Source organism: Halosimplex marinum, from assembly GCF_051414075.1.
GTDB lineage: Archaea > Halobacteriota > Halobacteria > Halobacteriales > Haloarculaceae > Halosimplex > Halosimplex marinum.
Genome location: NZ_JBLKNY010000003.1, coordinates 913616 through 926133 on the forward strand (window position 1 = coordinate 913616; position 12518 = coordinate 926133).

A 12518-nucleotide genomic window follows, 5' to 3' on the forward strand; every position below is an offset into this window, starting at 1 on the left:
GGACTGAAAGGGCGAGGCGCGCTCGCATCCATTTTAGTCGTCTGAGCGGGCACTATCCGCGCGGGCGGTGCGGAGAGCGCGGATATCCCGCTCAGCGACCGCGAGCGGGCCGAGGGCTTTCATCGCTTACTGGCAAGTGCGGTCGCAGTCGTCACTATTTCTTTCACTACTCGATCAGCAGGAACAACTACCCAACTCGCACGGTGAATCTATCAAACTTGGCTCGATATCCTTTTCTATCCTCTATTGGCCCTGTTTCGTCGAGGTGGCAGCCGCTACCCAATCAAGCGCACGCTTGCGTTCGGGCAGTTCGTAGTAGCGCATCTCGGCCGGTGCAACCGGCCAGACCGGGGCGATCGCACGCCACTGGTGGTACAGTAGTTTTGCCCACCGTGAATCACCGACTGCGGCATATCGGTCGATTTCAAATTTCGGTCCTGTTCGCAAATCGGGGCGGATGCCGTGCAGGTGTGAGAGGTACGTTGTCATCGTCCATCCTCGTGCCTCCTCATACACGTGTACTGAGCCGTACTCGTTAGTCTTCTCGACGAGCAAATCGTAGAACTCTCGATACCCGGCAGGCGTGCCGTGATGCATCCGAACAGCGACAACGTCCTCGGAGGTTGCCTCAAGAACCTCAAACATCGGGGAAGGCGTCTGCCCGGTGGCTCTCAACGCGGAGGGGTCGTTCTCGGTCATGGGTAGTGGTGGTGGGTATTTAGGCGCGTGTCGCGCTCTCCGTACCCAGGACACAGTTCAACGGTGGCGTGGTCAACGCCGTATTTTGCAAGAGCCTCGTGAACGCGGCGGTTCACTGTCTCGGCGTCGGTCATGGAATCCACATCAGTTTCAAGATGTGTCGTAGCGACCGTGATCTGACTGCAGATCTGCCAGGCGTGGAGGTCATCCACCGCGGTAACGCCGTCGATTTCCTCCAAGATTGCACGCACGTCGCTCTGCTCAAACGGCGTTCGGTGCAGAAAGATTGCGCCGCTTCCGCGGAGAACCTTCCCTGCTGACCACACGATGAGGATAGCGATCAGCCCCGCGATGATCGGGTCGATGATCTGCGTGCCGGTCAGTTCGATAACGATCGTGGAAACGATGACGGCAACCGAGCCGCCGACATCGCCGAGGAGGTGGTAGAACGCTCCCCGTTCATTGAGACTCATCTCGCCACCCCGCAGGATGTACACCGAGCCGACATTGACCAGCAGACCGCCGAGCGCGATGGCGAGCGTTGGACCAGTACCGATAGCTACCGGCTCAAGGAACCGCTGGTAGGACTCCCAGAGGATGAACGCGACCATGGGCAGTAGCAGGATACCGTTGAGGAACGCCGACAGTGGTTCGAGACGATGAAGACCGTACGACCAGCGATCCCCTTCGCCATAGCGTTCGGCGGCGTGGGCAGCGGCAAACGCCATCACGTACGCCAAGGCGTCGAACAGCATGTGGAAGGCGTCGCTGAGGAGTGCGACCGACCCGAAGAGAAGGCCACCCGCGAGTTCAGCGACGAATCCTACCAGGTTAATGACCGAGACGGCAGCCAGCTTTCGGCGGCTCGTCGATGACGTGTCATGCCCGTGGCGATGGTCCTCGTGTGAACCGTCGTGGCCGTCGCCCGAGTTATGGTCGCTCATGTAGTCTCGACTTTTCCATCCCAGATTTATTAAATTAGTTGCTATTAAATCGAATTATATAACCATATCTTAATAAAGTTTGCAGATTAGATTATTAATACGGTGGGTGATGCAATGAGTGCTCCTGTGCTGGACAGGCACACCGAACCCAGCACCGACCGACGGGTAAACACACACCTCAAGTCGTTCCAGCCCTACTCCCGGGTAATGAGCGACACCGAGGGACCCCTGTCGCCGGACAGGCCGGACGCCGAGAGCGAGTTCCGGGTCGACGCGCCGTTCGAGCCGGCGGGCGACCAGCCCGAGGCCATCGAACAACTCGCCGAGGGGTTCCGGCAGGGGATGGACAAACAGACCCTGCTCGGAGTCACGGGGTCGGGCAAGACCAACACCGTCTCCTGGGTCGTCGAGGAGATCCAGAAGCCCACCCTCGTCATCGCCCACAACAAGACCCTGGCCGCCCAGCTCTACGAGGAGTTCCGTGAGCTGTTCCCCGACAACGCCGTCGAATATTTCGTCTCCTACTACGACTACTACCAGCCCGAAGCCTACGTCGAACAGACGGACAAGTACATCGAGAAGGACGCCTCCATCAACGACGAGATCGACCGCCTGCGCCACTCCGCGACGCGCTCCCTCCTCACCCGCGACGACGTGATCGTCGTCGCCTCGGTCTCGGCCATCTACGGGCTCGGCGACCCGCAGAACTACGTCGACATGAGCCTCGAACTGGAGGTGGGTCAGGAGATCGACCGCGACGAGGTGCTCTCGCGGCTGGTCGACCTCAACTACGAGCGCAACGACGTGGACTTCACGCAGGGCACCTTCCGGGTGCGGGGCGACACCCTGGAGATCTACCCCATGTACGGGCGCTACGCCGTCCGCGTGGAGTTCTGGGGCGACGAGATCGACCGGATGCTGAAGGTCGACCCGCTGGAGGGCGAGGTGAAATCCAGCGAGCCCGCCGTATTGATCCACCCGGCGGAACACTACTCGATCCCCGAACAGCGCCTCCAGCGGGCCATCGCGGAGATCGAGGAACTCAAAGAGGAGCGGGTCCGCTACTTCGAGCGCCAGGGCGACCACGTCGCCGCCCAGCGCATCGACGAGCGGACCACCTTCGACCTGGAGATGATGCGGGAGACGGGCTACTGCTCGGGCATCGAGAACTACTCCGTCCACCTCTCCGAGCGCGACTCCGGCGACCCGCCCTACACCCTCATCGACTACTTCCCCGACGACTTCCTCACCGTCATCGACGAGTCCCACCAGACGATCCCACAGATCAAGGGGCAATTCGAGGGCGACCGCTCCCGGAAGGAGTCGCTCATCGACAACGGGTTCCGGCTCCCGACCGCCTACGACAACCGGCCGCTCACCTTCGAGGAGTTCGAGGAGAAGACCGACAAGACGCTGTACGTGAGCGCGACGCCCGCCGACTACGAGCGGGAGGTCAGCGACCAGGTCGTCGAGCAGATCGTCCGCCCGACCCACCTGGTCGACCCCGCGGTCGAGGTCTCGCCGGCGGAGGGCCAGATCGACGACCTGCTCGACCGGATCGACGACCGCGTCGAGCGCGACGAGCGGGTGCTCGTCACGACGCTCACCAAGCGGATGGCCGAGGACCTCACCGAGTACCTCGAAGAGGCGGGCGTCGCCGTCGAGTACATGCACGACGAGACCGACACCCTCGAACGGCACGAACTCATCCGGTCGCTCCGGCTGGGCGACATCGACGTGCTCGTCGGGATCAACCTCCTCCGGGAGGGGCTGGACATCCCCGAGGTGTCGCTGGTGGCCATCCTCGACGCCGACCAGGAGGGGTTCCTGCGCTCGGAGACGACCCTGGTGCAGACGATGGGGCGCGCCGCACGGAACGTCAACGGCGAAGTCGTCCTCTACGCCGACGACCCCAGCGACGCCATGGAGTCGGCCATCGAGGAGACCAACCGCCGCCGGGAGATACAGCAGGAATACAACGAGGAACACGGCTTCGAGCCGACGACCATCGACAAGGAGATCGGCGAGTCCTCGCTGCCGGGGTCGAAGACCGACACCGACGGCGCCTCCTCGATGGACCCCGACGACGACGAGGAGGCCGCCCGCGCTATCGAGCGCCTCGAGGAGCGCATGGAGGAGGCCGCCGACAACCTGGAGTTCGAACTCGCCGCCGACATCCGCGACCGCATCCACGAGCTCCGCGAGGAGTACGACCTCGCCGGCGGCGACGACGAGGAGGGCGTCGTCCCCGAACCCGTCGACGAATTCTAAAGCCCACTTTTTGCGGCGGAGAGCTCCTCGCGCGCCGAAGGCGCGCTGCGGGGATCCTCCGTCTGCGCACGGCGCTTCGCGCCGTTCGCATGGTCCGAGGGACCTCCGGTCCCTCGCTACCGCAAAAACTTGGGGAAAAAGGCCGGACGACTCGCTCACTCCGTTCGCTCGCGTCCGGTGAACCGGCGCTTCGCGCCGGATGCTACTTCCGTTCGAACGGCCCCCAGCCGCCCCGTGATAGAACGTCACACACCCACCGAACACTTTTTTCGAACCCAACCGGATCGCCGCCGATGAACTCGGACTGCTGACCGGGCCGGTGACGGCGCGACACCGCTCGAATCCGCGATAGTCGCCCGTTCGCCGCTCCGGTCGCCGCCGGCCGCCGCACTCGATAGCCGCGCCGGCGGCGTTCTCCCTTCTCAGGACCGACAGCCGTCAGTCCGTCCGTCGCCCCGGCGGACGGACGCGCCCGCAGACCGACATCACAGCCACACCACACGACGATGACCGACCGAACGATCCCGCACGCACAGATCACCGAACTACTCGGCCGCATCCGACCGACCTGGACGGTCGAGTCGGCGACGCCCGCCAGCGACGGCTCCCACGTCGTCTACTTCCTCGACGTGACGACCCCGGAGGGGCCCCGGGAGTGCGTCCTCAAGGCGACGCGCCGGGACCAGGACCCCGTCTGCGACGACGAGGCGCGGGTCCTCGCCGTCCTCGGCGCCCACACCGACCTCCCCGTCCCGGAGGTGTTCGGCGTCGTCGACGACGAGCCCGACCTGCCGACGCCGGCGTTCCTCGCGTCGGTGCTCCCGGGCGCCAACCACAGCCGAACGGCGCTCCCGGAGTTCTCGCCCGAGGCGGTCCGCGAACTCGGCTGTTCGACCGGCCGCCTCCTCGCCGAGCTCCACCGGTTCGACGCCGTCGACGCCTACGGCTTCGTCGGCGCCGACCGCGACGCCTCGCTCGACGGCGGCCGTCCGAGCACCGATCCCGGTCAGATCACCGTCCACGACCCGACAGACGACTGGACCGACTACCTCCGCGGCGAGGTCGACCGACTGGACGACCGCCTCGCGGACACCCGCTTCGCCGACCTGCGCGAGGAGGTCGTGTCGGCGCTCGACGCGCTGGTCGACGACCTTACCGGGGAGTTCCGACCGGCGCTCTGTCGGATCGACCAGTCGCTGGACAACTCGCTGGTCGACCCCGAGAGCGGCGCCGTCACGGGCCTGCTCGACTGGGAGTTCGCCGTCGCCGCGACGCCGGCCTACGACCTGGCGTTCGTCGAACACACCCTCGCCGGCGGCCACTGGCCGCTGGTGCCCGACCAGCCCGACTACAGCGAGCGGATCCGCGCGGGCCTCCTCGCGGGCTACCGCGAGGCCGGCCCGAGCCACGTCGTCGAGCAGTTCCGGGCCAACCGCGAGTGCTACGCGCTGCTCGTCGAGGTCCACTCGATGCTGAACTTCGACTCGTGGTTCGACCTGCGGGGGATCGGCTCCGGCGACCGCCGCGAGGCCGCCGCCGAGGCGCTCCGCGAGCGCGTCGGGTGCCACCGCTGAACCGGGGGTCGCTCGGACGACCCCGCCAGTCTCATATCCGATACTGGCGCGGCGACAGTTCCGCTATCGAACTGTATCGCCACCCAGAAACCGCCTCGGCGCCGTTTCAGTGCGGTGTAAATTGGTAACGTTCCGACGATTATTTATCAGTATCTGATGAATGGATGGGTATGACGGGGAGTTCGTCCGCGGAGGCCGGTGGCTTCCCGCGGCAGTTGCTCTGGTCCGCCGCGCTACTGGGCGGATTCGTGGCCGTGGAGGGGGTCGCCCGCGCCGGCGGGTGGCTGGGGTGGTTCAGGGGGGACGCCCTGATGTTCACGGGCGAGTTCCTGGTCGGGGTCGTCACGACGCTCCCGTTCGTGGTCGCGATCGGGTACGCGGGCTACCGCTTGCCCGGAAGTGACCTCGACCCGGAGCGCTACCCGCGGATCCGGCGGTGGGTCGTCGGGACGGTCGCCGCGTCGGTGGTGTTCAACCTCGTGCTCATCGCGGTGATCGGGGTCACTTCGACCGGGATGTTCGTCGCGTGGCTTCGCTGGGGCGTGGCCGTCGGTGCCGGACTCGGACTGGCCGTCGGCGTCTCGGAGGCGAGGGCCGTCCAGCGGTCGGTCGACGCCGCTCGCGCGGAGTTCCGGGCCGAACACGCCGTCAGCCAGCGGGACTTCCTCGACTACCTCAACGGGCTGCTCAGACACGAGATCCTCAACGCGATGCAGGTCATCGCGGGGAACGCGGAGGTGCTCCGCGACGACCACGAGTCCGGAACGCCCGCGCACGAACGCGGCGAGACGATCTACCGTCAGAGCCGGGACGTGACGGACGTGATCCAGAACGTCCGGGAGCTGCTGGAGGCGACGCGAGCGGAGCGGCCGCTCGAACCGGTCGATCTGGCGGCGGTCGTCAGCGAACAGGTCGAGACGGCCGACCGCCGGTACGACGGGGCGACGTTCGAGACCGACCTGCCCGAGCGCGCGCTCGTCGAGGCGGACTCGCTCGTGGGTCGCGTGTTCGGCAACCTGCTGAGCAACGCGGTCGAACACAACGACGACCCCCTGTCCGTGTCGGTGACGATGACCGTCTCCGACGAGGCAGTGACCGTTCGCGTCGCCGACGACGGGTCGGGAGTCCCCCGGGAAACGGTCCCGGAGCTGTTCGATCGCCCGGACACGTTCGCGGTCGACCACGGCATCGGCCTCTACCTCTCCGCCAAACTCGTCGACCGGTACCGCGGCCGCATCGACCTCGTCGAGAACGGCGACGACGGCGCCGTCTTCCGCGTCCGTCTCCCCAGGGCCCCAGGCGACGGGACCGAGTCTGCCGGGTCCGCCACTGCGTCCGCCGAACCCGCCGACCCGACGGCCACCACACCGGACGCCCCCTCCGAAACCGGCTGACCGGCGCCCCGTCGGTCGACCGGATCCAACGCGATTCGGACGGAAAACAATCGAGATTGTACTAATGAAACTTCTGTTGGAAACCTTTATTCGGGGGGCGCCGGACAGGATAGAACGCACCGCGAACGGCCGTAATCGGGTTCCTCGGGCTATCTCGCCCGGGTAGCCGAGCGGCCGCGCGTGCCGTCTCGCCACCGAACAGTGGCGACACTACCCATGAGTACGCTGACAGCGCAGTCGACGATCCGCTCCGTGCTGGAGCGCGCACGCACAGGCCACGAAGACGTGATCGACGACGGGACCGTAGGCGAGCTGGTCCAGTCCGTCGAGCGGTCGCTGTACGACGGCGTCGACGCCGACGAGCGCGACGAGGGCATCGTCGGGCAGCTGACCGCCCGTATCGAACGGCATCCCGCCTACGACGACGCGGCGGCCCGCGTCGCCCGCCGCAAGCACTTCCGGGCGGTCACCGGCGAGGACCCGCCCGGCGACGGCTGGGCGCTCCCCGCCGACGAGGACGGGCGAGTCACCGACGACGCCGACCTCGACGACGACTACGCCGACGCCTACCGCGAGGCGTTCGTCGAGGGGATCGAGCAGGGGGTTCGCGCCGATATCATCGACGAGCGACTGCTCACCTACGACCTCGATGAGATGGCGGCGGCGATCCGCCCCGAGCGCGACGAACGGTTCGACCACATCGCCGTCGACACGCTCGCCCAGCGGTACTTCCTCGACGACGACGGCGACCCGCTGGAGCTCCCCCAGGCGTTCTGGATGCGCGTCGCGATGGGCATCGCCCTGCGCGAACCCGTGGGCGACCGCGCCGAGTACGCGAAGGAGTTCTACGAGTTGCTCTCGACGCTGCGGTTCGTCCACTCCTCCCCCACGCTGTTCCACGCGGGCACCACGCACCCGCAACTGGCCTCCTGTTACGTCACGACCGTCCCCGACGACCTGGAGGGCATTTTCGACGCCTACAAGGCCCACGCCAAGCTCTCGAAGTGGTCCGGCGGCCTGGGCACCGACTGGACGCCGGTGCGGGCCTCGGGCTCGCTCATCGAGTCGACCGGCGTCGAGTCCACCGGGACCGTGCCCTTCCTCAAGATCTCCAACGACGTGACCGCCGCGATCAACCGCTCGGGCAAGCGCCGCGGCGCCGCCTGCGCCTACATGGAGCCGTGGCACCTCGACTTCCCCGACTTTCTCGACCTGAAACGGAACACGGGCGACGAGCGCCGGCGCACCCACGACATGAACACCGCCGCGTGGGTCCCCGACCTGTTCATGAAACGGGTCCGGGCCGACGAGCAGTGGACGCTGTTCTCGCCCGACGAGGTCCCGGGCCTCCACGAGGCATACGGCGAGGAGTTCGAACAGCTCTACCGCGAGTACGAGGCGAAGGCGGACGCCGGCGAACTCCGCCAGTACGAGCGCGTCGACGCCGCCGACCTGTGGCGCGATACGTTGACTCGCCTCTTCGAGACCGGCCACCCCTGGATCACGTTCAAGGACGCCTGCAACGTCCGCTCGCCCCAGGACCACGCCGGCACGATCCGCTCCTCCAATCTCTGCACGGAGATCACGCTCAACACCTCCACCGAGGAGACGGCCGTCTGCAACCTCGGCTCGGTCAACCTCGCCGAGCACGTCGACGAGGACGGCATCCAGCGGGAGAGGCTCGAATCGACCGTCGAGACCGCGATGCGGATGCTCGACAACGTGGTCGACCTCAACTTCTACCCGACCGACCGCTCGGAGCGGTCGAACATGGAACACCGGCCCATCGGGCTCGGGATGATGGGGTTCCACGAGGCGCTGATCGAACAGCGCGTCCCGATGAACGGCGAGGCGGCCGTCGCGTTCGCCGACGAGGTGACGGAGTTCGTCGCCTACAACGCGATTCTCACCTCCTCGAAGCTCGCCGCCGAGCGCGGTACCTACGACAGCTACGAGGGCTCGAAGTGGGACCGGGGTATCCTCCCCCAGGACACCGTCGAACTGCTGGAGGAGGAGCGCGGGCGCGACGTGGGCGTCGAGGTCGAAGAGCGCCTCGACTGGGACCGCGTGCGCGAGCACGTCGCCGAACACGGGATGCGCAACTCGAACACGATGGCCGTCGCGCCCACCGCCACGATATCGACCATCGCCGGCACCTCCGCGTCCATCGAGCCCCTCTACTCCAATCTCTACGTCAAGTCGAACATGAGCGGCGACTTCACGGTCGTCAACGACGACCTGGTCGCCGACCTCGCCGCGCGGGACCGCTGGACCGACGAGCTCCGCGACCGGATCAAGTTCCACGACGGCTCCGTCCAGGAGATCGCCGAGGTGCCCGACGACCTGCAGGAGCTCTATCGGACCGCCTTCGAGATCGACCCGCGCCACCAGCTGCGGCTGTCGGCGGCCAGGGGCGTCTGGATCGACCAGAGCCAGAGCCACAACGTCTTCTTCCCCGAGACCGACGGGAGCCTCCTGGCGGACGTGTACGAGACCGCCTGGGACCTCGGCCTGAAGACGACCTACTACCTGCGGACGCTGGGCGCCAGCCAGTTCGAGAAGTCCACCCTCGATATGAGCGAGTACGGCCGCACCCAGACCAGGGAGCGCGGCGGCGACGTGGCCGACGGGGACGCGAGCGACGAGTCCGCAGACGCCGACGGGGACCGCAGCGACCGCGACCTGCCGAGCGTCGAGGACCCGACCTGCGACGCCTGCCAGTGAACACCGACCCGCGAGCGACCACCAGGAGCGACTCACGATGCCGATAACCTACACGACGGACAACGACACGCACGACCCGAACAAGATCCTGCCGATGGACTACGAGTGGGCCCGCGAGTACTACCAGTCGGGGGTCGCCAACAACTGGACGCCCGAGGAGATCCCCATGGGCGAGGACGTGAAACAGTGGAGCGACGGCACCCTGACGGAGGCCGAGAAGGACCTGGTCGAGTGGAACCTCGGCTTCTTCTCGACCGCGGAGTCGCTGACGGCCAACAACATCGTCCTCGCCGTCTACGACTACGTCACCGCGCCGGAGTGTCGACAGTACCTCCTGCGCCAGGCCTACGAGGAGGCCGTCCACACGGACACGTTCATCTACTGCTGCGACTCGCTCGGGTTCGACCCGGAGTACCTCTACGGGATGTACGACCGCATCCCCGCCATCGAGGCGAAAGACGACTTCGTCGTCGACCTGACCCGCGTCGTCGACGACCCCGACTTCACCATCGACGACGAGGCGGACGTGCGAGCGTTCCTCCGCGACCTGGTCGGCTTCTACGTCATCATGGAGGGCATTTTCTTCTACGCGGGCTTCGCGATGATGCTCGGGCTCAAGCGGCAGAACAAGCTGACGGGGATCGGCCAGCAGTTCGAGTACATCATGCGCGACGAGTCGCTCCACCTCGGGTTCGGGGTCGACCTCATCGACCAGATCCGGACCGAGACCGACGCCTGGACCGACGACTTCGAGGCCGAGGTCGTCCAGCTGGTCCGCGAGGCGGTCGAGCTGGAGGGGCGCTACGCCCGCGAGGCCTGCCCCGAGGAGATCCTGGGGATGGGGCCGGAACAGTTCGCGGAGTACGTCGAGTACGTCGCCGACCGGCGGTGTGCGCAACTCGATCTCCCGGAACAGTACGGGACCGACAACCCCTTCGACTGGATGTCGGAGGCCGCCGACCTCAACAAGGAGAAGAACTTCTTCGAGACGCAGGTCACCGAGTACCAGAGCGGCGGCCAGCTGGAGTGGTAGGCCCGACCGGGTAGCCGGCCGAAGCGGCCGGCCGGATCGGTCAGCCCGCGAGCGGTCCCGTCGCCGGCCGACCCGGGCGCCGGCCGTCGCCAGTCCTGTGCCAACGGAAAACTATTTCCGGGGAGTCGACAGTTACCTCGGTATGCAACGGGTTCAGGGCGAGCGACGGCGGACGGACGGGCGAACGGACGCGAACGGGGGCCGCCGATGAGCGGCGACGGCCGGGCCAGCAGGCGGCGGTTCCTCGGGGCGCTCGCGGGCGCGGGACTGCTGGGCAGTGTCGCGAGCGGCGCGGACGCGGCGGGCGACCGGCCGGCGGACTCGGCGGACGGCGGCCCCGCCGGGGCGGCCGCGACGACCCACACCGAGTGGCCGATGTTCGGGCAGAACGCGGTCCACCGCGGCGCGACGAACGACCAGGCGCCGGTCGACGGCGTCCAGGTGGGCTGGCGGACGGACCACGGCGCGACGACGGCGCCGGCGCTCAAGGACAACCGGCTCGCGTTCGGTACGGCGGACGGGATCGTCGCGGTCGGCGACGCGGAGGGCGAGCGCGACTGGACGTTCGAGACCGAGACCCCGGTGGGCGGCTGCCCGGCCTTCTACGGCGGGGACGTGTTCGCGGGCACCGAGGGCGGGACGGTGTACGCCGTCGACGCCCGCACCGCCGAACAGTCGTGGGAAGCGACGGTCGAGGGGGCGGTCGTGGCCCCGTCGATCACCACCTCGATCAGCGACTCGGAGGTCCACGTGGGGACCGACGCCGGCTTCGTCTACGAGTTCGACCCGGTGCGGGGACGGGAGAACTGGGAGTACGACGCCGGCGACGCGGTCTCGACGGCGGTCGCCGCCTCGCGGGAGACCGAGACGGCCTACGCAGTCACCGAGTCCGGGACCGTCCACGGCATCGACATCGAGACCGGCCGCGAGCGCTGGACGACGACCGTCTCGGGGAGCGTCGGCGGCTCCGTCTCGATCAAGGGGAACTTCCTCTACGTGGGGACCGACGCCGGGACCGTCTACGGGCTCGACTCCCGCAGCGGCGACACCCGCTGGTCGTACGGCGTCGACGGCGCCGTCTCCGGGACGCCGTCGTTCGAGGGCCGGCGGGCGTACGTCGGCACCGAGGCCGGGAGCCTCTACGCGGTCGGCGACCAGGACGGGGAGGAGGTCTGGCGGGTCGACGTCGGGAACCCGGTGGTCGGTGTCCCCGCCGTCGGCGACACCACCGTCTACGTCCCGACGACCGCCGGGGAGGTCGTCGCCTTCGACCGGCAGGGCAACGAGCTGTGGCGGGCGCACCTGGGCGTCGGGACGCCGTCGCTGGCGGTCTCGGACGCCGTCTACGCCGTTGGCGACGGTATCACGTCCATCGCGGCGGGCGACCGGACGACGATCACCACGCCGACCCCGACGCCGACGGCGACGCCGACCGCCACGCCGACGCCGACGGCGACGTCGACACCCACGGCCACGCCCACGGCGACGCCGACGCCGACTGAGACGGTCACGCCCACGGCGACCCGTACGGCCACGCCGACAGCGACGCCCACGGCGACCCGCACGGCCACGCCGACCGACACGCCGACAGCCGCGTCGACGGCCACGCCGACAGCGACGCCCACGGCGACGCCGGCCGGCAGCGGGGACGACGGGAGCGGCGGCGCGGCGACGACGACCAGCGGCGGCGGCTCGCTGCCGGCGTGGGCGGCGCTGGCCGGTATCGGCGGGCTGACGGCCCTGGGCCTCCGACGGGCGGGCGACCCGACCGACGGCGACGGGACCGACGGCGAGGCCTGACGGGCCGGCGCGGACCGCTCGCGGAGTGGTGACGGACCGTGGGCGGGCGGATGACGACAGGCCGTGCGCGGGCCGGTGG

The 12518-nt window shown here is 67.9% G+C and carries 7 protein-coding genes and 1 pseudogene; 6 read left to right on the forward strand and 2 right to left on the reverse strand.

Annotated features, from left to right (window positions below; genetic code table 11):
* Window positions 1–243: 243 nt before the first annotated feature.
* Together ACMGFI_RS05570 and ACMGFI_RS05575 are read right to left on the reverse strand one after the other, a co-directional pair.
* Complete coding sequence (locus ACMGFI_RS05570) at window positions 244–699, reverse strand: SpoIIAA family protein (RefSeq protein WP_436908008.1); 456 nt, start codon at window positions 697–699, stop codon at window positions 244–246.
* A complete protein-coding gene (locus ACMGFI_RS05575) occupies window positions 696–1643 on the reverse strand; it encodes a cation diffusion facilitator family transporter (protein WP_436908010.1) in 948 nt (315 codons plus the stop codon). Before ACMGFI_RS05575 ends, ACMGFI_RS05570 begins: the two co-directional genes overlap by 4 nt.
* A 207-nt stretch (window positions 1644–1850) precedes the next feature.
* Between ACMGFI_RS05575 and uvrB the strand changes: the two genes are divergently transcribed.
* From uvrB to ACMGFI_RS05605, 6 genes and pseudogenes are all read left to right on the forward strand, one after another.
* On the forward strand, window positions 1851–3914 hold the full coding sequence (gene uvrB, locus ACMGFI_RS05580) for an excinuclease ABC subunit UvrB (protein ID WP_436908012.1): 2064 nt from the start codon (window positions 1851–1853) through the stop codon (window positions 3912–3914).
* Window positions 3915–4420: 506 nt separating this feature from the next.
* On the forward strand, window positions 4421–5488 hold the full coding sequence (locus ACMGFI_RS05585) for a phosphotransferase family protein (RefSeq protein WP_436908014.1): 1068 nt from the start codon (window positions 4421–4423) through the stop codon (window positions 5486–5488).
* Window positions 5489–5658: 170 nt separating this feature from the next.
* A complete protein-coding gene (locus ACMGFI_RS05590) occupies window positions 5659–6882 on the forward strand; it encodes a sensor histidine kinase (protein WP_436908015.1) in 1224 nt (407 codons plus the stop codon).
* 216 nt (window positions 6883–7098) lie between these two features.
* Complete coding sequence (locus ACMGFI_RS05595) at window positions 7099–9606, forward strand: ribonucleoside-diphosphate reductase subunit alpha (RefSeq protein ID WP_436908016.1); 2508 nt, start codon at window positions 7099–7101, stop codon at window positions 9604–9606.
* A 19-nt stretch (window positions 9607–9625) separates the two neighbouring features.
* Window positions 9626–10639: pseudogene (locus ACMGFI_RS05600) on the forward strand (ribonucleotide-diphosphate reductase subunit beta); the annotation flags it as partial.
* A gap of 207 nt (window positions 10640–10846) precedes the next feature.
* Window positions 10847–12439: an outer membrane protein assembly factor BamB family protein gene (locus tag ACMGFI_RS05605; protein ID WP_436908018.1), complete on the forward strand. Its 1593-nt coding sequence runs from the start codon at window positions 10847–10849 to the stop codon at window positions 12437–12439.
* Window positions 12440–12518: the final 79 nt, after the last annotated feature.

Excerpts from the sequence above, each read along its gene's own strand:
- ACMGFI_RS05595 (WP_436908016.1), top strand. The coding sequence starts at position 7,099 with ATGAGTACGCTGACAGCGCAGTCGACGATCCGCTCCGTGCTGGAGCGC.
- ACMGFI_RS05585 (WP_436908014.1), top strand. The coding sequence starts at position 4,421 with ATGACCGACCGAACGATCCCGCACGCACAGATCACCGAACTACTCGGC.
- uvrB (WP_436908012.1), top strand. The coding sequence starts at position 1,851 with ATGAGCGACACCGAGGGACCCCTGTCGCCGGACAGGCCGGACGCCGAG.
- ACMGFI_RS05570 (WP_436908008.1), bottom strand. The coding sequence starts at position 699 with ATGACCGAGAACGACCCCTCCGCGTTGAGAGCCACCGGGCAGACGCCT.
- ACMGFI_RS05605 (WP_436908018.1), top strand. The coding sequence starts at position 10,847 with ATGAGCGGCGACGGCCGGGCCAGCAGGCGGCGGTTCCTCGGGGCGCTC.
- ACMGFI_RS05575 (WP_436908010.1), bottom strand. The coding sequence starts at position 1,643 with ATGAGCGACCATAACTCGGGCGACGGCCACGACGGTTCACACGAGGAC.
- ACMGFI_RS05590 (WP_436908015.1), top strand. The coding sequence starts at position 5,659 with ATGACGGGGAGTTCGTCCGCGGAGGCCGGTGGCTTCCCGCGGCAGTTG.